The 24026-nt window shown below is 63.3% G+C and carries 22 protein-coding genes; 8 read left to right on the forward strand and 14 right to left on the reverse strand.

Features of this window, described 5'->3' with window-relative positions:
• Window positions 1-92: 92 nt before the first annotated feature.
• From ACR30Z_RS03375 to ACR30Z_RS03385, 3 genes are all read right to left on the reverse strand, one after another.
• Window positions 93-1037, reverse strand: a complete 945-nt coding sequence (locus tag ACR30Z_RS03375) for an ABC transporter permease (protein WP_144648713.1) — start codon at window positions 1035-1037, stop codon at window positions 93-95.
• Window positions 1027-1758: an ABC transporter ATP-binding protein gene (locus tag ACR30Z_RS03380; RefSeq protein ID WP_144648714.1), complete on the reverse strand. Its 732-nt coding sequence runs from the start codon at window positions 1756-1758 to the stop codon at window positions 1027-1029. Before ACR30Z_RS03380 ends, ACR30Z_RS03375 begins: the two co-directional genes overlap by 11 nt.
• Window positions 1759-1854: 96 nt before the next feature.
• A complete protein-coding gene (locus ACR30Z_RS03385; protein ID WP_434371206.1) occupies window positions 1855-3006 on the reverse strand; it encodes an ABC transporter substrate-binding protein in 1152 nt (383 codons plus the stop codon).
• A 395-nt stretch (window positions 3007-3401) separates the two neighbouring features.
• On the opposite strand from ACR30Z_RS03385, the gene ACR30Z_RS03390 reads away from it, so the two are divergent.
• Entirely contained in the window at window positions 3402-4043 is a 642-nt protein-coding gene (locus ACR30Z_RS03390) for a hypothetical protein (RefSeq protein ID WP_434371207.1), read from the forward strand.
• 25 nt (window positions 4044-4068) lie between these two features.
• On the opposite strand, the gene mmuM is transcribed toward ACR30Z_RS03390, so the two are convergent.
• The 6 genes from mmuM to ACR30Z_RS03420 form a co-directional block, all read right to left on the reverse strand.
• Window positions 4069-5025, reverse strand: coding sequence for a homocysteine S-methyltransferase (gene mmuM, locus ACR30Z_RS03395; protein WP_434371208.1), 957 nt, complete (start codon window positions 5023-5025; stop codon window positions 4069-4071).
• A gap of 98 nt (window positions 5026-5123) precedes the next feature.
• Complete coding sequence (locus tag ACR30Z_RS03400) at window positions 5124-6542, reverse strand: sulfate adenylyltransferase subunit 1 (protein WP_434371209.1); 1419 nt, start codon at window positions 6540-6542, stop codon at window positions 5124-5126.
• Window positions 6543-7589, reverse strand: a complete 1047-nt coding sequence (gene cysD, locus ACR30Z_RS03405; RefSeq protein ID WP_434371210.1) for a sulfate adenylyltransferase subunit CysD — start codon at window positions 7587-7589, stop codon at window positions 6543-6545. It lies immediately after the preceding gene.
• The gene (locus ACR30Z_RS03410) at window positions 7586-8338 is read right to left on the reverse strand and encodes a phosphoadenylyl-sulfate reductase (protein WP_434371211.1); all 753 of its coding nucleotides are present in this window, start codon (window positions 8336-8338) and stop codon (window positions 7586-7588) included. The genes cysD and ACR30Z_RS03410 overlap by 4 nt, the downstream gene beginning before the upstream one ends.
• Entirely contained in the window at window positions 8335-10077 is a 1743-nt protein-coding gene (locus tag ACR30Z_RS03415; protein ID WP_434371212.1) for a nitrite/sulfite reductase, read from the reverse strand. The genes ACR30Z_RS03410 and ACR30Z_RS03415 overlap by 4 nt, the downstream gene beginning before the upstream one ends.
• 153 nt (window positions 10078-10230) lie before the next feature.
• Window positions 10231-10998 carry a sirohydrochlorin chelatase gene (locus ACR30Z_RS03420; RefSeq protein WP_144650441.1) on the reverse strand — a complete coding sequence of 256 codons (768 nt, stop codon included), beginning with the start codon at window positions 10996-10998 and terminating at the stop codon, window positions 10231-10233.
• Here ACR30Z_RS03420 and ACR30Z_RS03425 point away from each other — a divergent pair, their 5' ends adjacent.
• From ACR30Z_RS03425 to ACR30Z_RS03435, 3 genes are all read left to right on the forward strand, one after another.
• Window positions 10999-11670 carry a trimeric intracellular cation channel family protein gene (locus ACR30Z_RS03425; RefSeq protein ID WP_434371213.1) on the forward strand — a complete coding sequence of 224 codons (672 nt, stop codon included), beginning with the start codon at window positions 10999-11001 and terminating at the stop codon, window positions 11668-11670. It abuts the gene before it with no gap.
• Window positions 11671-11683: 13 nt separating this feature from the next.
• Window positions 11684-12106: a hypothetical protein gene (locus ACR30Z_RS03430; RefSeq protein WP_144650446.1), complete on the forward strand. Its 423-nt coding sequence runs from the start codon at window positions 11684-11686 to the stop codon at window positions 12104-12106.
• A gap of 388 nt (window positions 12107-12494) precedes the next feature.
• Window positions 12495-13364 (forward strand): type IV toxin-antitoxin system AbiEi family antitoxin domain-containing protein, encoded by an 870-nt coding sequence (locus tag ACR30Z_RS03435; RefSeq protein WP_434371214.1) that lies wholly within the window; start codon window positions 12495-12497, stop codon window positions 13362-13364.
• A gap of 124 nt (window positions 13365-13488) precedes the next feature.
• On the opposite strand, the gene ACR30Z_RS03440 is transcribed toward ACR30Z_RS03435, so the two are convergent.
• From ACR30Z_RS03440 to ACR30Z_RS03450, 3 genes are read right to left on the reverse strand one after another with little or no spacing between them, the layout of a single operon-like run.
• A complete protein-coding gene (locus tag ACR30Z_RS03440; RefSeq protein ID WP_144650449.1) occupies window positions 13489-14592 on the reverse strand; it encodes a polyprenyl synthetase family protein in 1104 nt (367 codons plus the stop codon).
• 9 nt (window positions 14593-14601) lie between these two features.
• Window positions 14602-15945, reverse strand: a complete 1344-nt coding sequence (locus ACR30Z_RS03445; protein ID WP_434371215.1) for a geranylgeranyl reductase family protein — start codon at window positions 15943-15945, stop codon at window positions 14602-14604.
• A 28-nt stretch (window positions 15946-15973) separates the two neighbouring features.
• Window positions 15974-16735 (reverse strand): demethylmenaquinone methyltransferase, encoded by a 762-nt coding sequence (locus ACR30Z_RS03450; protein WP_434371216.1) that lies wholly within the window; start codon window positions 16733-16735, stop codon window positions 15974-15976.
• A 91-nt stretch (window positions 16736-16826) separates the two neighbouring features.
• On the opposite strand from ACR30Z_RS03450, the gene ACR30Z_RS03455 reads away from it, so the two are divergent.
• The 4 genes from ACR30Z_RS03455 to ACR30Z_RS03470 all read left to right on the forward strand — a co-directional run bounded on the left by ACR30Z_RS03455 (window position 16827) and on the right by ACR30Z_RS03470 (window position 20833).
• Complete coding sequence (locus ACR30Z_RS03455) at window positions 16827-18182, forward strand: isochorismate synthase (RefSeq protein ID WP_434371217.1); 1356 nt, start codon at window positions 16827-16829, stop codon at window positions 18180-18182.
• A 158-nt stretch (window positions 18183-18340) separates the two neighbouring features.
• On the forward strand, window positions 18341-19138 hold the full coding sequence (locus ACR30Z_RS03460; protein ID WP_144650456.1) for an ABC transporter substrate-binding protein: 798 nt from the start codon (window positions 18341-18343) through the stop codon (window positions 19136-19138).
• A gap of 104 nt (window positions 19139-19242) precedes the next feature.
• Window positions 19243-20034 (forward strand): amino acid ABC transporter permease, encoded by a 792-nt coding sequence (locus ACR30Z_RS03465; RefSeq protein ID WP_144650459.1) that lies wholly within the window; start codon window positions 19243-19245, stop codon window positions 20032-20034.
• A 10-nt stretch (window positions 20035-20044) separates the two neighbouring features.
• Window positions 20045-20833 carry an amino acid ABC transporter ATP-binding protein gene (locus ACR30Z_RS03470; protein WP_144650462.1) on the forward strand — a complete coding sequence of 263 codons (789 nt, stop codon included), beginning with the start codon at window positions 20045-20047 and terminating at the stop codon, window positions 20831-20833.
• A 91-nt stretch (window positions 20834-20924) separates the two neighbouring features.
• Here ACR30Z_RS03470 and ACR30Z_RS03475 read toward each other — a convergent pair whose 3' ends face one another.
• Window positions 20925-21878: a hypothetical protein gene (locus ACR30Z_RS03475; protein WP_434371218.1), complete on the reverse strand. Its 954-nt coding sequence runs from the start codon at window positions 21876-21878 to the stop codon at window positions 20925-20927.
• A gap of 194 nt (window positions 21879-22072) precedes the next feature.
• Window positions 22073-23782: a 2-succinyl-5-enolpyruvyl-6-hydroxy-3-cyclohexene-1-carboxylic-acid synthase gene (gene menD / locus ACR30Z_RS03480; protein ID WP_434371219.1), complete on the reverse strand. Its 1710-nt coding sequence runs from the start codon at window positions 23780-23782 to the stop codon at window positions 22073-22075.
• Window positions 23783-24026 lie beyond the last annotated feature (244 nt).

Consider the following 24026-nt stretch of genomic DNA (forward strand, 5'->3'; position numbering starts at 1 on the left):
CGTTGCCGCCGGTTTTGGTGGCGAGTTTTTGTACACGTAATGCCCCTAAGAAGCACTCTTAAGGGCATTACTTGTACAAAAACTCCGAAGGGTTAGCGGCTGCTGCCTGCCAACAAGCCCCGGCGCTGCAGCAGTCGCTTCTCGATCGGCCCGAATACCAGGAGCTCGATCAGGATGCCCACGAACAGGATCAGCAGGATCGCGGACATCACAATGGTCATATCGGAGAGCAAACGGCCCTGATCCAGCAACGAGCCCAGCCCGAACCCGATCGTGCCGCCCACTGCGATGATTTCGGCGGCCATGAGGGAGCGCCACGAGAAAGCCCAGCCCTGCTTTAGCCCGCCGATGTATCCGGGGAGGGCTGCGGGGAGGACGATCTGCAGCGCCATCTGGAGCCGGTTCGCACCGAGGACCGTGCCCACGCTGCGGTACTGCGGCGGAATCTGGTCCACACCGGAAATGAGCCCGTTGATGATGGACGGAATAGCGCCCATGAACACCACGAAGTAGACGGTGGCGTCGGTCAGACCGAACCAGATGATGGCGGCAGGAACCCATGCCACGGACGGCAAAACCTGCAAGCCGGAAATGAGCGGTCCAAACGCGCGGCGCAAGGGAGCTACCTGAGCCAGGATCAACCCCACGGGAGTAGCGATGACCACGGAGATCAGGAAGCCGATCACACCACGCTGCAGCGAAGTCCACACCGCTTCCTGGACCTTGCCTTCGCCCCACATGGTCACGAACTGGGTGAGCACGTCGAGTGGTCCGGGTACGAGGTCGCGCCGTTTGAATTCGAGCGAAACGTAGAACTGCCACGCGAGGATCAGGACCACCAGTGCGGCAACGGGTAGCAACACCCGCTTCCATTCGATGCCGGCCTTGCGGCCCGTATCTGACTGGAGGTTGTCCAGGCCCGCTTCAAGGTCCCGGAGCTCCGAGGCGTTGCCCTTCAGCGACGGCGAGGTGATGTGCTCTTTGGATTCAGTCACGGGAAGGGTCCGCTCTTCGGTGGTGATGGGGTTACTTGGCATGGCGGCGGATCTCCTCGCGAAGACGGCGGGTGATGACACCGGTCAGCTCCCCAGCACGACCAGCATCGGTACGGTGTTCCTCGGTGACTTCCCATTCGGCAACAACCCGGCCGGGACGCGAGGACAAAAGCAGCACTCGCTGGCCCAGTCGCACGGCCTCGCGTACGTTGTGGGTCACGAACACGATGGTCCGGCCCGTTTCCTTCCAGATCCGCTCAAGCTCGTCATGAAGTAGGTCGCGGGTAATGGCGTCGAGTGCCGCGAACGGCTCATCCATCAGCAGGAGCTGACGATCCTGTGCCAAGGAGCGGGCCAAGGCCACGCGCTGCCGCATGCCGCCGGACAGTTCGTGGGGACGCTTATCCCCCGCGCCACCTAGGTGGACCAGTTCCAACAGTTCGCTGGCACGTTCACGCCGGCCGGCCTTGGTGCTGGTCTTGTCAGCCAACTGCAGGGCGAGTTCGATGTTGCCGCGCGCGGTCAGCCAAGGGAACAGGGATGCGTCCTGGAACATGAAGGCGGCACCGTCGCTTGGTACTTCAAGAGCGCCCGACGTCGGCTTTTCCAGTCCCGCCATGATGTTCAGCAGGGTGGACTTACCGCAGCCCGACGCACCGAGGAGGGCGACGAACTCGCCTTGCGCGATGGTGGCGTTGACGTCGTCCAGCACCGGGGCGCCGTCGCCGAAGCGCTTGCCCAGGTTCTCGAGTACGACTGGCATGGTCCCGTCCTTCGTGTTGATTGGTAGAGCTGATGTGGCTAAAGGCCGGTCCGCTCCCCGCGCGAATCGCAAGGGAAGCGGACCAGCCTGTCTTGCTTAGTCTTGGCCGAGTCCTGCAGCTGAGGTCTTCTTGCCTTCAACCTCGTTCAAGGTTCGGAGGTCGAAGATGCCGTTGATGTCGGCCTTCTGGGTGGTCCCGGCTTTGACGCCGTCTTCCAGCAGCTTGTTGTACGTTCCTGCCAGTGGATCGGTGGTGAACTTGATGTTCTGCAGAGCGCGTTCAATCACGTTGGCCGGAAGCGGCTTGCCTGCCGTGTCCTTGAGAACCGCGTTGATGGTGGTCGCCTTCTCCTCAGCCGAGGCGGAGTTGAGCCAGTTCACGGATTCAACGTGGCCCTTCAGGAGTGCCTTCACGGTTTCCGGGTGTTCGGCGGCGAACTTCTTGTTCACGATCAGGATGGTGGTGGTGAAGTCACCGTTCTCCCACAGGTCCTTCTCATCAACCAGGACCTTCGCCCCGGCTTCGAGAACCAGGCGGGAGGCCCACGGCTCAGGCAACCACGCGCCGTCGAGCTTTCCATCCTGGAAGAGCTTCAGCGACTGGGCGTTTTCTGTCGGGTTGATGTTGACGTCGCCGCTGCCATCGGTGTTGGTCTTGAAACCCTGATCGCCCAACCAGGCCCGGAGGGCCACATCCTGGGTACCGCCAAGCTGCGGGGAGCTGAGGATCTTGCCCTTGAGGTCGGCCGCGGAGTTGATCTCCGGCTTGACCACCAACTGCGCACCGCCCGATGCTGCGCCGGCGATGATGCTGATGGACTCGCCCTTGCTCTTGACGAAGGAGTTGATGGCCGGGTTCGGGCCGATGTACGTGGCATCGATGGCGCCGGCGTTCAGGGCTTCGATCGCGGCGGGGCCGGCGTTGAAGACCTGGGTGCTGAGTTTGGTGTCGCCCAGTTCCTTGGCGATCAAGCCCTTGCTGGTACCTACCAGCGCCGGGCCGTGGGTGACGTTGCTGAAGTAGCCGAGCTTGAGCTCAGCTGCAGGCGACGTAGTGGGAGCGGGGGCGGCCTGGTTGTTCTGCGAAACAGCGGAAGCAACTGCGGCGCCTGCACCGATCAGCAGCACCAGGCCGACGGCCAGGGCGATCTCAACTGTGCGGCGGCGCTTGGGCTTGGGGGCGGTCTCACCGGCGACGATGCGGGTGGTACCGGAACCGGGTTTCTGTGACTCGGGAGTGTTCGACATGAGGGTGGGTCCTTATGAATGTGGGATGCGAAGTGGGGGGCGAGGATCAGGCCCCGTGACATCGCCCGTCGAGGGCAGACAAGGACCATTCCGGAGAGGTCATACATTCACAGTAGGGACTGTCATATTTCGGCTTCAATCCCGTAGAAATCAGGGTTCACGCAGGTTCACGTGGCGTCATATTCGCCGCGGGAACCATCGCCCCGGTTCTGCTGGATCATTCCGACCCGCCCCTCCAAAGATCCCGCCAGCCCGCCGTCCTCCGGCGATCCAGAAGGAATGAGCCAGCAAAATGGAACAACCCCGCTTGCCTCGTCATGAATCCCAGTCCTCCAACACTGAAATGTCAGTGGGTGGATGGACACTCTGGGAAACGACAGCAGAGGGAGAACTCGATGTTTGTATGCGATTGCGGCCGCACTCCGCCGGAAGGATACGAGTACTGCGGCTGCGGCCAGCCAGTCCCGCACGTCAATGACGAGTCGATCGGCTCGGACTATGCGATAACCATGGGCGACAACACTGGTGGCATCCAGGCTGGCAGGGACTTCATCGCAGACCGGGTCATCGTCGGAAAAGACCCCTCGGACCCGTTCGATCTTCGAATGCCCATTGAACGCACATCGAAGAAAAAGAGCGTACTTCCGGACAATTGGCTGGCGGCCGTCGCTGCTGTCTGTACCATCTTGTCCTTTGTGATTTCTGCGATTCTTCCGCCATCAATTCGAAGCGGATGGTTCCTTCCTCTGACAGTGTTCGGCCTGCTCGGCGGTTTCATGCTGCTCGGCTGGGCGTATTTCCGCCTTGTGTTTATGCCGGGTCAGGTCATAGTTAGCCCTTTTGGAACCTACGAAAAGAGCTACGACGGGACGGTCTACGCAACACAGGTCAAGGGCGAGTGCCCTTGGTGTTCCTCGAATGGTCGACACTCACGCATGTCGCTCCGGTCAATCGAAAAGGTTCCTATGTGGGTGTGCGACGAATTTCCAGCGCATCACAGCGCACCGTTTGATCCGTCCACCGTGGAGCCCCTGTAGTCCTTGTCTGCAGGTTCACGCAGGTTCACGCAGGGTCACCTGGCGCCATATTCGCCGCGAGGGCTTCAATGTCGCGTGGGGTTGTACGGCAGCAGCCACCTATGAGACGGCCTCCCAGGCCCCGCCATTCAGCCGCGTTTCCAGCCAACGTTCCAATGCCCTGAACACCCTCCGACGGGCTCCAGGTTTTGGTCACGGCATCGTATGATTCACCCGAATTCGGGTAGGCCACCAGCGGCTTGTCGGAGGACTCTTGCAGGGTGCCCAGCGCGTCCGTCACCAGGTCCAGCGGCACACAATTAACCCCGACGGCGGCCACGCGCGGTTCCGCGCGCAGCAGCGCAGCGACATCCGCAAGGGGCGTTCCATCACTGATGTGGCCGCTGTCCCGCAGTGTAAACGTAAACCATGATTCGACGTCGAACTCCTCCGCCACCAGCGCCAACAGCGCCTCTGCTTCGGCGAACGACGGCAGCGTCTCGCACGCCAGGAAATCCGCGCCGGCCTCCACCAGCGCGGCAATGCGAGGAAGGTGGAAGTCCCGGAATTCTGCGGCAGAAAGCGTGTAATCACCGCGGTACTCGGAGCCATCGGCAAGGTAGGCGCCATAGGGCCCCACCGACCCAGCCACCAACAGCGGGCCATTAGCAGAGCCAGCCGCAAGAGATTCCCGGCGCGCCTCGTCTGCCAGCCGCACGCTCAACGCCACGAGTTCCAGCGACTCCTCAGCACCAAGCCCACGCCGGGCAAACCCCTGCGGAGTCGCCTGGTAGCTGGCCGTGATCGCAACGGACGCACCGGCCTCGAAGTAGTCGCGGTGAACCTGCTTGATCAGGTGGGGCTGCTCCAGCAGGACCTTGGCCGACCACAACGGATCCTCAAGATCGCAGCCGTGGGCTTCGAGTTCCGTAGCTAACGCTCCGTCCAGAACCAGGTCCTTACCGGAGGCCAGGAGCGTGCTGAGGGTGGTGTTCTGTGGCATGCGACCTTCCAAAAAAGAAAACCGCAGCCTGCTCGATATTCCCGCCGTACAACGTGAGGAGTCGCGAACAAGCTGCGGTTTTGTGACTAGGTGTGCCCCTAGATGACGTAACGTTCGTCTTCGTGGTCGCCCGGGTGGTCCTTGACCAAGCCGGCAGCAAGGGTGTTGCCGTCGATGGGGTCGATCACCAGGAATGCGCCGGTGCGGCGGTGGTGGAGGTAGTTCTCCAGAGGCAGCGGAGCAGACAACCGGAGCTGTGCGTGTCCGATGTCGTTGAGCTCCAGGTTGGATGCCGGCTCCACGTTGAACGTCGCCAGATCCAGCTTTCCGGTGACATTGCGGACCAGGGCCTGGACGGTGCGTGTACCGTGCTTCACCATGACTTTCTGCCCTTCACGCAAAGGCTTGGGCGAGAGCCAAGCCAGTGACGCGTACAGGTCGGCCGTGCTTTCGCGGACCGTTCCGGCAGCAGCAATGGTGTCGCCACGGGCGATGTCGATCTCGTCAGCCAGGCGGACCGCCACCGACTGCGGCGCGGCAGCTTCCTCCATCGACTGGCCGGCAAAGTCGATGCCAACCACAGTGGTGGTCCGCGGTTCGTGCCCGGGGCTGATGACGGACACTTCGTCGCCAACCTTCACGGAACCCTCAGTGATCTGGCCAGCGTAGGCGCGGTAATCGCGGTATGCCTCGACATCGAGCCCGGCAGCAACAGCATCCGGAGCCAGGGCACCCTGCGGGCGGATCACCAGCTGGACCGGGAAGCGGAAGCTTTCCAGCTCGGCCTCCAGCTCGTCAGCCGCCGGGAGGGTTTCGAGGACCTCCAGCAGCGCAGGCCCGGTGTACCAAGGGGTGCGCTCGGAGCGGTCCACTACGTTGTCGCCATCCAGGGCGGACACCGGAACCACGAAAAGATCTGCAACTCCGCCAGCATGTGAATCGTCACGACCAAGGCCAAGCTCACGGCCGACCTTCTGCACGTCCGCTTCGATGTCGCGGAACACCTGCTCGCTGAAGTCCACCAGGTCGATCTTGTTGACGGCAACGATCACGTGGGCCACGCGCAGCAACTGCAGCACGGACAGGTGCCGGCGGGTCTGCTCCAGCACACCCTTACGGGCGTCAATGAGTACGACGACGGCATCCGCAGTGGACGCACCGGTCACCGTGTTCTTGGTGTACTGAACGTGGCCGGGGCAGTCCGCCAGGATGAAGCTGCGGCGGTCCGTTGCAAAGTAGCGGTAGGCGACGTCGATGGTGATGCCCTGTTCACGCTCGGCACGGAGGCCGTCGGTCAGGAGGGCGAGGTCGATCCCACCCTTCTCGCCGCCGAAGCCGCGATCCGCGGAGGTGCGGGCAACGGCGTCGAGCGTGTCAGCAAGAATCGCCTTGGAATCGTGAAGGAGGCGGCCCACCAAAGTGGACTTGCCGTCGTCGACCGATCCGGCAGTAGCAAAACGGAACAGGGTTGTGGGCAGGGCTGTTTCCAGCCCGGCAGCCAGTGTTTCGGTGCTCATTTAGAAGTAGCCGTCCTTCTTGCGGTCTTCCATGGCGGCCTCTGAGATGCGGTCATCTGCTCGGGTGGCGCCACGTTCGGTCAGGGTGGAGGCAGCGACTTCAACTACGACGTCGGCCACGGTACGGGCATCGGACTCGACTGCACCGGTGCAGGACATGTCGCCCACCGTGCGGTAGCGCACCAGCTTGGTGATGACTTCCTCGTGCGGCAGCGGCTGGGAAACCTCGCCCACTGCACGCCACATGCCGTCGCGGGCAAAGACCTCACGGTCGTGGGCGTAGTACAGGCTGGGGAGCTCGATGTTCTCGCGCTCGATGTAGCGCCAGATGTCCAGCTCGGTCCAGTTGCTGATGGGGAACGCACGGACGTGCTGGCCCACCGTGTGGCGGCCGTTGTACAGGTTCCACAACTCGGGGCGTTGGTTGCGCGGATCCCACTGGCCGAATTCGTCACGGAGGCTCAGGATGCGCTCCTTGGCGCGGGCCTTGTCCTCGTCACGACGACCGCCGCCGAACACGGCGTCGAACTTGTTGCGCTGGATCGCGTCCAGCAGCGGAACGGTCTGCAACGGGTTGCGGGTGCCGTCGGCGCGCTCGGCCAGTTCGCCGCGGTCGATGAATTCCTGCACCGAGCCGACAACCAGCTTCAGGCCCAGGCGCTCAACAGTTCGGTCGCGGAAGTCGATGACCTCCGGGAAGTTGTGTCCGGTATCGACGTGCAGGACCGGGAACGGAACCTTGCCCGGCCAGAAGGCCTTGGTGGCGAGGTGGAGCATGACCACGGAGTCCTTGCCGCCTGAGAACAGCAGCGCAGGCTTCTCGAACTCGGCGACGACCTCGCGGATGATGTGGATAGCCTCGGACTCGAGGGTGTCCAGAGACGAAAGGCGAGTCGACTGCAGAGCCGAAGCAGCAGATGCCGCCCCGGGAGTGGCATCGGGCCTGTCGTAGCTGGACGCAATGCTGCTTGCAGCATTGCCGTCCAGCGAAGGGGCGGGGGCGGCATCTGCTGCGTAGGCGTCCGCTGACGTTGTTTGAGTGCTCATGTGTGTAGTCCGCATTCTGTCTTGTCGGATCCAGCCCAGCGGCCGGCGCGGGGATCTTCGCCCGGGGCCACTTTGCGGGTGCAGGGCTGGCAGCCGATGGACGGGTAGCCCTGGCTCAGGAGGGGGTTGACGGGAAGGATGTTGTCTTCGGAGTACTCGATCAGCTGATCGAACGTCCAGTCGACCATCGGGTTCACCTTGACCAGGCCGAAGCCCTCATCCCAGCTGACAACCGGCGTGTTGGTGCGGGTGGGTCCCTCGTCGCGTCGGACACCGGTGAACCACACCTCGTAGCCGGCCAGCGAACGGCGCAGCGGCTGGACCTTGCGCAGTGCGCAGCACTGGGCGGGGTCGCGGGCGAACAGGTCCTTACCCAGCAGGCGGTCCTGCTGTTCCACAGTGTTCTCCGGAAGGACATCCACCACGTTGACGCGCAGGTTCGCAGCAACTTCATCGCGGGTCTCGTACGTTTCCTTGAAGTGGTAGCCGGTCTCGAGAAACAAAACGTCGACGCCGGGAAGCTGGTCCGCCACCAAGGCCGGAAGGACGGCGTCGGCCATGGAGCAGGCTACTGTCACAGTGGGCAATTCGAAGTTGCGCGCCACCCAGGCGATGACGTCCCGTGCCGGGGCGTTCCAGCCGAGCTCAGCGGCTCCGGCATCAGCCAGTGCCTTGAGTTCTTCGTGTGAACGCAGGGCCGGACGGGCTGCTGCGCTGGCGAGGTCGGTAATGGTGACGGGATCTGTCATTGGAGATCTCCTTCATCTGCGGAGTGTGCCCACTCAGCGAAGGTCTGGCCCTCGGCGCCCACGGCGACGAACTTGCGGACCACGCGCTCCACATAATCGGGCAGGTCTTCCACCGTGACTTTGAGGCCGCGGACCGTCCGTCCCAAACCGGCTTCCTCACGCTCGTTGTTAGCCAGCCCGCCACCGAGGTGGACCTGGAAACCCGGGGTGGGGTCGCCGTCGGGCGTTGGCAGCATCATGCCCTTCAGGCCGATGTCGGCCGTCTGGATACGTGCGCAGGAGTTCGGGCAGCCGTTGATGTGGAGGGACAGTGCCGACGGCAGCTGCTTGGTCTCCACAAGGTCGGCCAAACGGCGTTCCAGCTCGGCGATAGCGGTAGCTGCCGTGACCTTGGTTTCCACGATGGCCAGCTTGCAGAACTCAATGCCTGTGCAGGCGATGGTGCCGCGGCGGAACACGGACGGTCGGGCGGAGAGGCCCAGCGTGTCCAGCTCAGCAATCAGCGGCTCTACCTCATCCTTGGCAACGTCCAGGATGACGAGCTTCTGGTGAGGAGTGGTGCGCAGGCGGTAGCTGCCGTGCTTCTCCAGCGTGTCAGCAAGCGTGACCAGTGCCTCGCCGGATGTACGCCCCACTGTGGGAGTGACGCCGATGAAGAACTTGCCGTCCTTCTGCTCGTGCACACCGATGTGATCGCCTGGCGAAGTGGGCTTCGGAGCCGCAGGGCCGTCCGGAAGCTTGAAACCGAGGTATTCGTCTTCGAGGATCTGGCGGAATTTGGCCGGGCCCCAGTCGTTCATGAGGAACTTCAGGCGGGCCTTGGTGCGCATGCGCCGGTAGCCGTAGTCGCGGAAGATGCTGGTGACGCCCAGCCATACTTCAGCGGCCACATCGGCGGAGACGAACACACCCAGGCGTTCGGCCAGGCGCGGGTTGGTGGACAGGCCGCCGCCCACCCAGAGGTCATAGCCGGCACCGAGTTCGGGGTGGACAACGCCAACCAGGGCGAAGTCGTTGATCTCGTGGACCACGTCCTGCGACGGGTGGCCCGTGATGGCCGTCTTGTACTTACGCGGCAGGTTGGCCAACTCAGGGTCGCCGATGAACCGCTCGGCGAGCTCGTGGATGAGCGGCGTGGGATCGATGATCTCGTCCTTGGCGATGCCCGCAACCGGGGAGCCGAGGATGACGCGCGGAACATCGCCGCACGCTTCAGTGGTGGAGAGGCCAATGGATTCGAGGCGGCGCCAGATTTCCGGCACGTCTTCAACGCGGATCCAGTGCAACTGGATGTTCTGGCGGTCGGTGAGGTCGGCTGAGCCGCGAGCGAAGTCCACGGAGATCTGGCCGATGACCCGCAGCTGCTCGGTGGTCAATGCACCCCCGTCGATCCGGACGCGCAGCATGAAGTACTTGTCTTCAAGCTCGTGCGGTTCAAGCGTTGCGGTCTTGCCGCCGTCGATCCCGGGCTTGCGCTGGGTGTAGAGGCCCCACCAGCGGAAACGGCCGTGGAGGTCGGTGCCGTCGATCGAGTCGAAGCCTTCTTTGGAGTAGACAGACTCAATGCGCTCCCGGACGTTCAGCCCGTTATCGTCCTGCTTCCAGGTCTCGTTGGCATTGAGTGGGGTGGTGCCGTCAACCTTCCACTGGCCATGGGGCTTGGCGGCAGGGCGGGTGCGTGCTGGGCGCGAAGGGACTGCGGTGTCCGCGGACGCACCGGCTACAGCTGTATCTGTCATAACTCGACTGTAGGTCTGGCCAGATTTCGCCAGCAAAGGTCCGGAAATGCTAAGTCACCTAGGGAAACATTTCGTCACGAACACGCCAGCGGCCTTGTCCGGAGGGCCCGTTTTGTGCAGGTCCTTTTGAGCACTTTTCCGCACAGATAAAGGTTAGGAGAGCCTTTCCAACACTGAGTCGTACCGTTCCAGCGCGATCTCGGCGAGCACCGTCGACGGCAGCAAAGGAGCCGACACAATGTCCGCCCCTGCCTTGGCCAATTGGTCATGGAAATAGCCAGTCGCGAGCAGGTACGAGGAGATGAAGACCCTTCCTGTTCTCCCTTCCGCGGCGAGCTCCGCACGCAAGGAGGCAACGCCGTCGGGCACTGTTGGTTGGGCGCTGGCGCCATAGGCCACCCGCACCTTGTTCGGCAGCAGCTCTGCGAGCAATCTCGCCTGCTCTTCCGAATCCACCGAACCGTCCGGAAGGGAGGACCCCGCGGCAGCCAACAGCACGCCGTCGTTCTCGGTCAGCCCAGCGGCTCGCAAGTGAGTGGCCAGCAGCTCAGCCAGTCGCGGATCCGGACCCAGCGGCCTGGCGGCCACCACCTCGTTCCGGCTTTTGATCGCCTTGGGTACGTCCACTTTGATGTGGAAGCCGGTGGACAGCAAAAGCGGCACGACGACGGCGTCCGTCCCCTCGGGCAGGCCCTCCACCACGCCTGACAACTCGGGCTCCTGCACATCGACGTAGGCCTCAAGCACCTGAAGGCCTGGACGGAGGGCTTCGATGTCAGCCATCACCTGGCGGATGGCAGCTTGGCCTTCAGCATTGCGGGTTCCGTGGGCGCACGCGATCAAAACGGGGCTGTTCATGGGAGCTAGCGTAACGTTGAGCCAGCATCTGTTGAGAGCCGCACCCAGAAAGAACCCGTCCACTTGATTTCCATCGACATCGTCCTTCTGTGGCTTGACCTGGTCGGCGTGTTCTTCTTCGCGGTCTCAGGGTCGCTGCTGGCGGCCCGCAAACAGTTCGACATTGTGGGTTCGGTGCTTCTCGCATCCATCGTCGCCTTGGGCGGCGGTGTGATCCGCGACATCATCATCAACGCAGGGCCTCCCATCGCGTTCACGAACCCTGCGTATCTTGCCCCGCCGCTGTTGGCCGCGATGCTGGTCTACTTCCTGTTCTCGTCAGTCCAGCGTTTCACCTCCTTGCTGACCCTGTTCGACGCCGGCGGGTTGGCTTTGTTCTGCATCACGGGGACTTTGAAGGCGCTCACCGCTGGGGTCAACCCGGTGGCCGCCATTCTGCTGGGTGTCACCACTGCTGTGGGTGGCGGGTTGCTGCGCGACATTACGGCGAACGAGATTCCCACCCTCTTCAATGCCCGCGACCTCTATGCCTTGCCTGCCTTTGTTGGCGCGGGACTCACCACCCTTTTATGGCACTTAGGTACTTTCACCGGGCTGACAGCGTGCATTATTGCCGGGGTGGTGTTCGCCTTCCGTGTCACCGCATGGCGACGAAGCTGGCACGTGCCGCTCGCGGTCCGTGGTTGGCACCGGCCCGGCAGTGGAACAGGCGCAATTTCGGGTGCCCGGGATTAGCTAGGATAAGAGCATGACTGACATGTTCCTCGAGAAGTTCCGCGCGCTGGTCCCAAAGTATCTCGAGGATGAATGGCAGGAAGAAGACGGCCTTACGCCCGACGAACTGGACGACGCCCTCGCTGATCACTCCTTCACCATCCCCCTGGTTCTGCGCGAGTTCTACCTTGCCCTCGGCGGTTGCGAAGACCTCATGGAGGCCTACCACTACTTCTGGGACCCCGAGGAACTCGAAGTAGATGACGAAGGCTTCCTCATGTTCCTGGAGGACGAGGACGAACAGTTCACCTGGGGCTTCCGCACCGCCGACCTCGGCATCCCGGACCCCATCGTCTGGCGCCGCAACAATGCGCGCGGCCAGTGGAAGAGCGAGGAAGGCACGTTCTCCGAGTTCGTCTTCGACATGTTCGAGTGGGCGTTCAACGACGAAGACTAAGTCCCCCGGGCGGCCCTCGCGGCTTCCTGACCTTCTTTGAACGACACGCAGCCCTTATGCAACCTTTATTGATTGCATAAGGGCTGTTTCGCTTTGAAAGAAGGTCACAAAGCCACAGGTTTCCGGGCTTAAACGGAATGGCCCCGGCTCGCTGCAACGTTACGAGTCATACGCTGCACCGAACCGGGACCACAATCTCCGTTCGCATCAGACCCACCGGAGGCATTTAGTGGATCCGTGAATAGCTTATGACAATCCTGTCACAAGCGCAACTCCTAGCGTCAATGAAAATTCAAAGATCCCGTGGCGCCTTTACGGCCCGGTGTAGTTATCCACATAGGCCGAAAAGCAGGCTCTGAGGAGTCTCCAACGCCGCAACCATGACCTGATGGACCTCACCCAATTCCTTCGATCCAGACTTGGCGCGGCCAGAACCGCAGACTTGAAGCGTGCCGGGTTCTCTGAACGAACACTGGCATCGGCGTTGAGCAACGGGGTGATCACCAGATTGCAGCGAGGCGTCTACGTCACCAAAGGAGCAGACCCCGACGTCGTAACCGCCTTTCGCGCGAATGGCCGCCTGACTTGCATCTCGGCAGCGAGGTTCTACGGCCTTTGGGTACTTCGCGAACCAGAAACTCTGCACCTGAGCTGCGGCAACGGTCTGCCCAAACCGCGGGTTGTTGACCACGCCGGTATGACGCATCCCCCGCATCCCTATCTACCCGTTGCGGGCGTGGCTGACGTTCTCATGCACGCCCTTCGGTGCCGGCCGGAGCTGGAGTCCCTGGTCATGGTCCAGAGTGCTGTGAGCCAGGCGCTGCTCAGCCCGGATTACCTAACGTCCAAACTGCCGGGTCCCCGCAACGGCCGGGCGCGGACTGTTGTGGGGTTGGTCCTTCCCAGGGCAGATTCATTGCTGGAAGTTTTGGCTCATGTCCACTTCACCAGGGCAGGACTCAGGGTGAAGATGCACGTGCAGCTACCCGGAGTTGGTGAAGTCGACTGCCTGATCAACGATTGCCTGGTGATCGAGTTGGACGGTGGTACCCACGTGGAAGGCAGGCAAGTCAAGAAGGACCAGTACCGGAACAACGCCAGCATGCGTGGCGGGCTGCTGGTTCTTCGGTATTACTACTCCGACGTCGTCCACCATCCGGGGAGGATGGTGGACGAAGTGCTCATCGTTCTGGGCAACAGGGAAGCCGGGCACTTCGGACCGTCCCGGTGGACGCCAAAGTGGGTTCCGGCGTCGTGATTCGAGCGGCTGCCGTGGCGACCCGAGCTACTTTGGAACGAGAACGGCCGCTTTGCAACCCGAAAAGGGTGCATAGCGGCCGTCAAGCGCCTAAACCGGGTCAGGAAGCTACGCCGAGGAAGACTTAGCTGCTGCGGTCCACCACGGCGTGGGCAAAGTTGGTCAGCGAGGCCTTCACAACCCCCTCGGGCAACGGGGCCAAAGCGGCAACGGCTTCGGCGGACCACTGGCGGGCGATCTTCCAGGACTCGTCAGTGACGGCGTGCTCGCGCAGACCCGCAACGGCCTCAGCGAGGGCCTCGTCCGAGGACAGATCCCCATCCACGAGTTCCAGGAGCGAAATCGCCGAGGCATCCCCGGCTGCAGCATCGCGGCGAAGCAGCAGTACGGGCAGCGTGGGAACACCTTCGCGGAGGTCGGTGCCCGGGGATTTGCCGGACTTGACCTTCACACCGGTGACATCGATGACGTCGTCGGCAAGCTGGAACGCCACGCCAACCTTCTCGCCGTACTCCACCAGCACATCCTCAAACTCCGGATCCGCCCCGGCGAAGATCGCACCGAGCTGCCCCGAAGCTGCAACCAACGAGCCGGTCTTGTCAGCAATCACGGACAGGTAATGCTCCACGGGATCTTCGTCTTCGCGCGGTCCCACGGTTTCGTGGAGCTGGCCAAGGCACAGGCGTTCGAAGGTGCGGGCCTGGATGCCGAGTGCGCGGGAGCCGAGTTCGGACACCAGAATCGATGCGCGGGCGAAGATCAGGTCACCCGTGAGGATGGCCACCGAGTTTCCCCACACTTCGTGTGCCGTGGGAGCACCGCGTCGGAAGGGAGCCGAGTCCATCACGTCATCGTGATAGAGCGTCGCAAGGTGGGTCAGCTCAACAACCACGGCAGCCTGGACAACCTCAGGGCGTGAAGCATCGCCAAGGTGCGCACACAGCAGGGTGAGCAGCGGACGGATGCGCTTGCCACCGGCTTCCACCAGGTGGCGCGACGTCGCGTCAGCCAGCGGGTCCGAGTTGGAGATGGCTTCGCGAAGCTTCTTCTCCACCCGGGCAAGGTTGGTGGTGATGGCCGGGCCGAGTTCCACGTCGCCTGCAATGGCGGCAAATCCGGCGGGCAGCTGGAGTCCCGTGGCAATCGCGGTGGTGTTGGGAGCAGGCTCAACAGTCTGCGGCAGGCCGTGCCCGGCATGCGTCCAGCTGTGTTCGGCAGAGTTGGTCACGGGTTAACCCTAACTAGTTGTTGCGGAAACCGCGGTGTCGGAGCCGGCTGCGGTCAAAGCGCCAGGCGAAGAAGTGTTGGACGTTGCCGGAACCAGCATCTCGAGGACGCGGATCACCCGGTCTTCGAAGCCCTTCGCGGACGGATCCGTGAGGTTCGCCAGCATGCGGACAACGAAGCGCATCAGCACGGGTATGGGCATGCCCGTCCGGAGTGCAAGCTTCATCACGGCGGGCTTACCAATCAACGCGGCAAATGCCCGTCCCAGGGTAAAGTGCGAACCCCACTGGTCCCGCACATAGTCCGCGTACCGCGAAAGGTGCGCGTCGGCGTCGTCGGCGGTCCAACCGGCAGAACGCGAACGTGCGGCGCCGTCTATGAGAAACTCGGCCGCGAACCGGGCCGATTCCATCGCGTAGGAGATGCCCTCACCGTTGAACGGGGACACCATGCCGCCGGCGTCGCCCAGCAGAAGCAGTCCGGGCGAGTAATGCGGTGTGCGGTTGAAGCCCATGGGCAGTGCCGCGCCACGGATCTCCCCCACCTGGTTTTCAGGCGTGAAACCCCACTCCGAGGGCATACCGGCGGTCCATTCGCGGAGGACCTGCTTGTAGTCGAGCTTGCCGAATTCCTTGGACGAGTTCAGGATGCCGAGGCCCACGTTGGACGTGCCGTCTCCGACGCCGAACACCCAGCCATAGCCGGGCAGCGGCTTGCCGGACTTGCCGGGAAGTTCCAGCCAGCCTTCCATCCAGTCGTCGTCGTGCCTCGGCGATGTGAAGTAGGTGCGGACGGCGACGCCCAGCGGACGGTCGTCACGCTTGTGCATGCCCAGCGACACCGCGGTTCGGGTCGAGTTGCCGTCGGCAGCGAGCACGACGTCGGCATGGAAGTCGCGCGTTTCGCCCGTCTTGCGTCCGGACTCGTCAAGGATGGAAGCCCGGGCGCCGATGACACGGCCGTCCTCGGCCTGCAGTGCGGACGTGACACTGTGGCGTTCAAGGACGACGGCGCCTGCGGACTGGGCGTGACGGGCAAGGTCCTCGTCGAAACCGAGACGAGTGCGGATCAGGCCGTACGTCGGAAAGTCCGCAACCTCGGGCCACGGCAACTCAATGGTCCGGCCGCCAGCGATGAGGCGCAGTCCCTTGTTCCGGCGCCACCCCTCCTCAACAGAGTGCGGGAGGCCGAGCTTCTGGATCTCGCGGACCGCGCGCGGAGTCAGTCCATCGCCGCAGACCTTTTCGCGGGGAAAGGAGGTCTTTTCCAGAACCGTGACATCAATGCCCGCCTGGGCGAGGTAATACGCGGCGGTGGACCCGGCAGGGCCCGCGCCAACAATCAGTACTTTCACGTCGTCCTAAATCAGCAGGCAGTACGAGTCAGCCGGCCTGGTGGCGCGGCTTGATCTGGCGGCGCAACTTGGCCACGGGAACGCTTTCGCGGTGCTCGGCGGGCTTCTGCGCACGGTGCACGGCAACGATGCCGCCACTGAGGTTGCGGTAGGTGATGTCGTTCCAGCCGGCATCGCTGAGCCACTGCGCCAGGTGGTCCTGGTCCGGCCAGGCGCGGATGGACTCCGCGAGGTACACGTAGGCGTCCGGGTTGGAGGAAACCTTGGTGGCGATGGCCGGGAGCGCACGCATCAGGTACTCGGTATAGAGATTGCGCCACAGCGGAACTACGGGGTGGGAGAACTCGGCGATGACCAGGCGACCGCCGGGCTTGGTGACGCGCAGCATTTCCTCGAGGGCCTTGCGGGGCTCCACGACGTTGCGCAGGCCAAAGGAAATGGTGGAAGCGTCGAAGCTGTTGTCAGCGAACGGCAGGTTGGTGGCATCCCCGGCAATGAAGTCAATGTCCGGGCGGCGGCGCTTGCCCACCTTGAGCATGCCCAGGGAGAAGTCGCACGCAACAACGTCCACGCCTGCATCGGCATACGGTTCGCTTGACGTGCCGGTTCCGGCGGCGAGGTCAAGGACCTTCTGGCCCACCTTCACATCCATGGCGTCCACCACGATCCGGCGCCAACGCCGGGTCTGCCCCATGGACAGCACATCGTTGACGACGTCGTATTTTGGGGCGACATCATCAAACATCGTCGCAACTTCGTCCGGACGCTTTTCCAAGGATGCTCGGTTCACCCTGTAATTGTCTCAGACATTCAGCCGACTTTGCTGCGCTGTAGAAGAAGGGGCCGGTTCTGCCCGCACCCGGGAGTACTGTAGTTCCATCATGACGAGCACGCTCCGTACCTTGACAGTCCCCCTCGATGTTGAATCATCCCCAGGGGGGCTGCCGTCGTTTCTGGTCCGGGACGACGTCCTTTGCTGGTCACGACGCGAAGCCGGCCTGGTTGGCTACGGCGAGCTGACGCGTTTTAACGCCACGGGCCCAGAGCGTTTCCTCGAGGCCGACATCTGGTGGCGGCACCTCATTCTTGAGGCGGAAATCACGGACCATGTTGAGCTCCCGGGCACCGGCCCCGTTGCTTTCGGCTCCTTCGCCTTCTCCAAGACGTCCCCGCACGTTTCCCGCCTGATCCTTCCGGAGCTGGTGGTCGGTATCCGCGACGGACGCGCCTGGGCAACACAGTTGACGTTCGACGACGGCCCCCTCACCGAGGCGGGCGTCCTCGCGTCCGTGGAGCGCTGGCTTACCGAGCCCGAGCCTAACGGCGACGGTTCAGCCGCAGAAGGGTCCGACGTCGGGCTGTCACCTGAGGTCGTTTCGCAGGACGGCGGGTCCGGTCACCTCAGCCATGGCTCCCTGAGCGAAGCCAACTGGATGAAGGCTGTTGCCGATGGAGTGGAGGAAATCCGCGCCGGCAAGCTGGAGAAGCTGGTGCTGGCGCGCGACGTCGTGGCCACCCTGCCGGAAGGAGTCAACGCTGCGGAGGTACTTCGCCAGCTCGCGGCCAGGTATCGCGAGTGCTGGACGTATGGCGTTGATGGCCTGGTTGGCGCCACGCCGGAGATGCTGATCCAGGTGGAGGGCAGGACCGCGCAAGCGCGTGTGCTGGCCGGAACTTTGGACCGCAGGGATGCCGAGGGCGTGGACGACTCCCCCATGGCCTACGCCGAGCGGGTTTTGGCCGGGTCCGAGAAGCAACGCCACGAGCACGAGATTGCGATCGATTCCCTGACGCGTCAGTTGGCTCCGTTCTCCGAGGCCATGAATTCGCACAGCGAGCCGTTCATTCTGGAACTGCCCAATGTGTGGCATCTCGCCTCGGATGTGAAGGCTGAGCTGGCGGATATCGAGGGCCATGTCCCCACCTGCCTGGCTTTGATCAACGCGCTCCATCCCACAGCTGCAGTCTGCGGAACACCCACACTGGTGGCCGGCGCCTTGATTCGGAAACTCGAGCATCTGGACCGCGGACCGTATGCCGGCCCGGTGGGTTGGCTCGATGCCGCAGGCAACGGCGAGTGGGGCATCGCGCTCCGCGGCGCAGTGATCGAAGATGCCAACACGGTGCGCCTGTACGCGGGTTGCGGCATTGTGGAGGGCTCCCAGCCGGAGGCCGAATTGGCCGAAACATGGGCCAAGTTCAGGCCGATGCTTGAGGCTCTCGGCATTAAGCGCTGAATCTGGGATTCCAGACTGATACTCCTTTTGAGTGCTTGATTAATGGGTAAAGTAGTTATCCAATAGTGAAACTTCGTTTCCTGTGATGCACATCTCACGTTCGGCGCTACACTAAAACCGACTCAGTTCAGCATCCACTGCAACAAAAGGTAAACAACATGCAGATCTCCCGTTCGGTTATGTCCGGCACCAAGATTGCCGCCGTGCTCGCCGCCGGCGCACTGGCCCTCACCGCCTGCGGTGGCTCGTCCACCCCGGCCGCGTCGGGTGACTCGGGCCTGAAGCTCATCAACGCCGGCAAGCTCACGGTGTGCTCCGATGTTCCTTACGAGCCCTTCGAATTCCAGAAGGACGGCAAGATTGTCGGCTTCGACATGGACATCGCTGCCGAGCTCGCCAAGGACGTCAAGGCTGAACTCAATGTGGTGGACAGCTCCTTCGAAGCCATCGAGACCGGCACCGCACTGACCGGTTGCGACGTCTCCATCTCCTCCATCTCCATCACCGACGTCCGCAAGAACGTCATGGACTTCTCCACCCCGTACTTGGACGACGACCTGACCCTCGTGGCCACATCTGCCTCCGGCATCAGCAACATCGACGGCGCCAAGGGCAAGAAGGTGGGCGTCCAGCAGGCCACCACCGGAGCCCAGTACGCCAAGGACAAGGGAATCGACGCACAGCAGTTCGAAGATTCCGGCCTCCTGGTCCAGGCCCTCAAGGCCGGCACCATTGACGCCGCCATCGGCAACCAGTCCGTCCTGGGCTACGCCATCAAGGACGACTCCAACCTCAAGCGCGTTGAAGACTACGCAACGGGCGAGAAGCTGGGCATCTCCATCAAGAAGGGCAACACCGCCATGGCCGATGCCGTGAACGCAACCCTGAAGCGCATCACCGACGACGGCTCACTGAAGAAGTTCGAGACCACCTGGTTCGGCGAAGCCACCAAGTAGTCCGAGCCCCGGCTCCCCCGAGATCCACGCAGGCGGGCCCCGAAACGAACTGTTGAGGCAGTCCTTTCGGGGCCCCACCTGCGCAACATGAATGTGAGAACACCATGGCAATGACTGCACGTCAACGAGCCAAAGTCAGTTTGTACGTCCAGGCCGGTATCTTCGTTGTGGCCGTGGCCGCAGTGATCATTGCCGTGGACTGGAAGACGGTTGGCACCAGCGTCTTCAACTTCGCCAAGATCGGCCCGATGTTCCCGGACATCTTCCTGGTGGGCCTCAAGAACACCCTCATTTATACGGCCCTGGGCTTTGTGGTGGGCTTGTCCGGCGGCCTCCTGCTCGCGCTGATGAAGCTCTCCTCGTTCCCGCTGTACCGCTGGCTCGCCACTGGATACATCGAGTTCTTCCGAGGCGTTCCTGCCCTTCTGGTCTTCATCGCTTTCGGCTACGGCGTTCCCCTGGCCTTCGGAATCCAGTGGGACGTCAACATCATCGTGATGGTGTCGCTGGGTATGGTGGCTGCGGCCTACATCGCTGAAACCCTGCGTGCAGGCCTCCAGGCTGTGCCCAAGGGACAGATGGAAGCCGCCCGTTCGCTGGGCATGCCGCACTGGCGGGCCATGGTGTCCATCGTCATCCCCCAGGCTTTCAAGATCGTCCTGCCGCCGCTGACCAACGAGATCATCCTGCTCACCAAGGACTCCTCACTGATCTACGTCCTGGGCCTCACCGCGTCCCAGTACGAGCTCACCAAGTTTGGCCGCGACGGCATCTCCAGCCTGGGTGCAGGCCTCACCCCGCTGCTCGTGGCCGGCGCCTTCTACCTGGTCATCACCATCCCGTTGAGCCTTCTGGCACGGAAGTTCGAAAGCCGCTCCGCGCGGACGAAGCGATAGGCAGGCAGTCATGAACGACGTCGTAAACAGCACCGTTCGCGCCGCGGGCGTAAACATCAAGGACCTGCGTAAGTCCTACGGCAACAACGAAGTGCTCAAGGGCATCTCGCTGACCGTTGAACCGGGACAGGTGGTCTGCCTGATCGGGCCCTCGGGCTCCGGAAAGTCCACCCTCCTGCGCTGCGTAAACCTGCTGGAGCAGCCGAACGCGGGCACCATCAACGTAGGGAAGTTCGAGGCCACAGACCCCGACGTAGACCTCAACCGGATGCGCCAGAGCGTTGGAATGGTGTTCCAGCACTTCAACCTGTTCCCGCACCTCAGCGTCCTGGACAACTGCACCATCTCCCAGATGAAGGTGCTCAAGCGGTCCAAGTCCGAGGCCGGCGACGTGGCACGACGTAACCTGGAACGCGTGGGCCTGGGTCACCTGGCGGACCGCTTCCCGGACCAGCTCTCCGGCGGCCAGCAGCAGCGCGTGGCCATCGCCCGTGCACTGTCCATGGACCCGCAGCTGATGCTCTTCGATGAGCCCACGTCGGCCCTCGACCCCGAAACCGTGGGCGACGTCCTGGCGGTCATGCGCAAGCTGGCACAGGAAGGCATGACCATGCTGGTGGTGACCCACGAGATGGGCTTCGCCCGCGAAGTTGCCGACCGCGTGGTCTTCATGGACGCCGGCGTTGTGGTGGAGGAAGGGCCGGCTGAGAATGTCATCAGCGCCCCCACCCAGCCCCGCACCAAGGAATTCCTGCGGCGAGTCCTGGACCCGACGCACATCGGCGTCGAGGAAGCGTAGCTTTTCGCTGGCGCCGCGCATATTGATTGGCGCCGCAGAAACGGGAGGGAGACACCCACATTTGGGTGTCGCCCTCCCGTTTCCGGTTCGCCTACGAATTTGGGTGGCCTGCAGAAGCACGACGACGGCGGGGAACCCCTGCTGCCTCCAGCGCCCGTTCCAGCTTGCCCACCGTCAGGTCGCTCCACACCAGCCGGAACACTCTTCGGCCGGTGGCGCGTATGGCGTCTTCGCGGGCCTTTTCTTCGATCACTACCTGGGAAGGCGTACGTCCCTGCAAGTACTCCGGCTTCATGTACTTTTCGCGGCCGTCGAATTCTCCAACCAGCCCGGCCCGCCTCCAGAAGTAGTCCGTGTATACCGTTCCCCTGGTGGTGTTCACCGCATACTGCAGCTGAGGCATCTCGAATCCGAGGACGTGCATCAGGGCACGGGCGTAGGACTCTCCTGCTGAACCAGAGTTTCCGGCACCAAAATTCGCCGCCGCAGTGATTCGCCTGACCGCTGCTTTGGAGTACGTCCCGCTGATGCCATCCAGGAGTTGCTCCTTGCTCACAGGCTGGGAGTTTCGCTTTCTGTTCAGCAGGAAATCCACCGGGACGACGGCCTCGGCAAACGGAACCGACGCTGCGATGTCCAACACCGTTCGGACCCTGTCCGTGACCAAGAATCCTTTGACCTCCTGGGCCCGTTCGCTTCCTGCGACTACTAAGTGGCGTCTCACCCCCGCACGCGAACGGCCTCCTCCGGCGTAAGTGGTCAGAGCATGAACAGGCTGACGGCGAAGGATAGTGGGAATGCCGTGAATCGACGCCGCCGAGTGATGCGAGAAGATGGTCGGAGCCGCTAAGCACTCGGCTGCCGCTTCTACGTTCAGGGCGTACCTTTCCCAGCTCTCCAACTGCTGCCATTGAGGGGCATCGACGTAGACACCGTGCCTGATGCGGACGAGCTTTCCGGCCTTCGCATCCATGGACAGCTGCCTGGAATCGCCTCCGAGGATGGACAGGTCCTTGGCGAGAATGAGTTTGGGTAGCCTTCGCATTGCAACAGTCTTTGCCGAAGGCTGCTGCGTTTCGAGAGGAGAGTTGGCTTATGTGGACAGTCCACCGCGGGCCACGCACACTCCCCCGTGCCCAGGAAACGGGCTAACGACGCCCGTATTTGCGCGGCACTGGCCCGTTTCCGTGGCCCGCGCCGGTTTCCGTGGCACAGGTGCGCGGCGCAACGCGGCGGTGACTAGCCGGCCGTCAAGACCTGGCCCACTGCGGCGTTGATGGCTGCCTTGATCCGTGCATGGAGCGCCCGCAGGCCCGCCCGGTCCACGCGCACCTCCACAATGGTGCGTCCCTTCAGGGGCGACTTGAGTGCGTTGGCGAGTTCCGCCGTCGTACTTACCGCTTGGTGTCCGACGCCGTACGCTGCAGCGAGTGCCGCGATGTCCACTGAGTGCGGGGTACCAAAGAGGCGTTCGACGGCGGTCCCGTAGGTGCCCGAGTCTTCCACGGCACCGTGTTCCAAGAGCCCGAAGATGGCACCCCCGGAGTCGTTGAGGACCACGATGCGGAGGTCCGGAACTGGCTCGCCGTGGCCCAGGAGCAGGCCACCGGCGTCGTGCAGGAAGGTGACATCGCCCAAGAGGACCGTCGTTTCACGTCCGCTGCCCAAAGCAATTCCGGTGGCTGTGGCGATGGTGCCGTCAATTCCGGCCAAGCCTCGGTTGGCGTACACCGTGGCGATGGGTTCGGTGTGCGGTTGGCCGGCGAGATCCACATCGCGAATGCCGTTGGAAGAACCGAGGACCAGCTGCCCACGGGCATGTTCCCAGACAGTCGCACCCACGGACGGACCGTTGGCAACGTCCTCCCCCGCCAGCACTCCGTCGAGGCCGTGCTGGGCGGCGGCGCCAGCGAGGAGCCAGGAGTCCAGCCACTCCGCAGATCCGCGTCCCGCGAAATCGGCGAGTTGCGGGAGGGTTTCGATGGGGATTTCGCGGCGTCGGCCAGCCTCGTACCAAGCGACCGGGACGGGCTGATAGATGGCTGATTCCACCGACTCCCGTGCCAGGAGCGACGCCACCGGGCGGGACAGCGTTGCCCGGCCGAACAGGACCACGCGCTCGATGGGCGACGGAGAACCCGGACCGAAGTGCTCCAGCAACACCCGGTACGGGCCAACCGCGTTGGGTCCGAAGCGTGCGTTGGAGGACGGCTCTGCGAGCAGGGGAAGGCCGTGGGCGCGGGCGAAGGCTTCGGCCACCGGTCCGGCGTCATGGCCAGCGAGGACAACGGTCCGTCGCTCGGCGAGTTCGTTGGATGGTGCCGGGAGATCCAAAGCCTGGGGACCGGCGTCGTAATGGAACACGCCGTGTCCCGCAGCGGCCGGAAGGGCGTCGCCGTCAGCAGGTACCAGCGGATCGCGGAAGGCGAGGTTCACTTGGACGGGACCTGGCGGCGTGTCTTCAAGGGCGCCGGTGGCGGCGTACAGCGCAGTGGCAACAGCCTTTTGCGGATGGTCACCGGCAGGGACGTCGACGGCGAAGCGTACGTGATCGCCGAAGAGGTCCAGTTGGATGGTGGTCTGGTTCGCCCCGGTTCCGTGGAGTTCTTCGGGCCGGTCCGCGGAGATCACCACCACGGGAACGGCTGAGTGATTGGCTTCCATGACGGCGGGAAGCAGGTTGCCAACAGCCGTACCGGACGTGGTCACTACGGCCACGGGAGCCTCGGTGGAGAGTGCAAGGCCCAAAGCCGTGAACCCGGCATCCCGTTCGTCGATCCGGACGTGCAGGTGGACGCGCCCCGCAGCTTCAGCTTCGGCCAAGGCGTAGGCCACGGGCGCCGACCGCGAACCCGGCGCCACCACCACGTGCCGCACACCGCCGTCGAGCAGTGCCGTCACGGCAATCCGGGCGGCGGCGATGGATGTCAGAGAGTCCTGTGAAGTCACCGCTCCAGTCTATTGGCGCCCACCGACCCCCAACGCTCTCTCACATCCCACCCCACACCACGGACCCTCACTCACATCCCACCCCCACACCACGGACCCTCACTCACATCCCACCCCCAGCAAGCGGGACGTGAGAGAGCGTCAGGGCCAAACCCGCGGGACGTGAGAGAGGGCCGGGGAGAAACCCGCGGGACGTGAGAGAGGGCCGGGGAGAAACCCGCGGGACGTGAGAGAGCGTCGGGGA

Source organism: Paenarthrobacter sp. FR1, from assembly GCF_051106045.1.
Classification (GTDB): Bacteria; Actinomycetota; Actinomycetes; order Actinomycetales; family Micrococcaceae; genus Arthrobacter; species Arthrobacter nitroguajacolicus_A.

Coding starts and splice junctions, on each gene's coding strand:
- ACR30Z_RS03375 (WP_144648713.1), bottom strand. CDS start 1,037: ATGCCAAGTAACCCCATCACCACCGAAGAGCGGACCCTTCCCGTGACT.
- ACR30Z_RS03380 (WP_144648714.1), bottom strand. CDS start 1,758: ATGCCAGTCGTACTCGAGAACCTGGGCAAGCGCTTCGGCGACGGCGCC.
- ACR30Z_RS03385 (WP_434371206.1), bottom strand. CDS start 3,006: ATGTCGAACACTCCCGAGTCACAGAAACCCGGTTCCGGTACCACCCGC.
- ACR30Z_RS03390 (WP_434371207.1), top strand. CDS start 3,402: ATGTTTGTATGCGATTGCGGCCGCACTCCGCCGGAAGGATACGAGTAC.
- mmuM (WP_434371208.1), bottom strand. CDS start 5,025: ATGCCACAGAACACCACCCTCAGCACGCTCCTGGCCTCCGGTAAGGAC.
- ACR30Z_RS03400 (WP_434371209.1), bottom strand. CDS start 6,542: ATGAGCACCGAAACACTGGCTGCCGGGCTGGAAACAGCCCTGCCCACA.
- cysD (WP_434371210.1), bottom strand. CDS start 7,589: ATGAGCACTCAAACAACGTCAGCGGACGCCTACGCAGCAGATGCCGCC.
- ACR30Z_RS03410 (WP_434371211.1), bottom strand. CDS start 8,338: ATGACAGATCCCGTCACCATTACCGACCTCGCCAGCGCAGCAGCCCGT.
- ACR30Z_RS03415 (WP_434371212.1), bottom strand. CDS start 10,077: ATGACAGATACAGCTGTAGCCGGTGCGTCCGCGGACACCGCAGTCCCT.
- ACR30Z_RS03430 (WP_144650446.1), top strand. CDS start 11,684: ATGACTGACATGTTCCTCGAGAAGTTCCGCGCGCTGGTCCCAAAGTAT.
- ACR30Z_RS03435 (WP_434371214.1), top strand. CDS start 12,495: ATGGACCTCACCCAATTCCTTCGATCCAGACTTGGCGCGGCCAGAACC.
- ACR30Z_RS03455 (WP_434371217.1), top strand. CDS start 16,827: ATGACGAGCACGCTCCGTACCTTGACAGTCCCCCTCGATGTTGAATCA.
- ACR30Z_RS03460 (WP_144650456.1), top strand. CDS start 18,341: ATGCAGATCTCCCGTTCGGTTATGTCCGGCACCAAGATTGCCGCCGTG.
- ACR30Z_RS03465 (WP_144650459.1), top strand. CDS start 19,243: ATGGCAATGACTGCACGTCAACGAGCCAAAGTCAGTTTGTACGTCCAG.
- ACR30Z_RS03470 (WP_144650462.1), top strand. CDS start 20,045: ATGAACGACGTCGTAAACAGCACCGTTCGCGCCGCGGGCGTAAACATC.
- ACR30Z_RS03475 (WP_434371218.1), bottom strand. CDS start 21,878: ATGCGAAGGCTACCCAAACTCATTCTCGCCAAGGACCTGTCCATCCTC.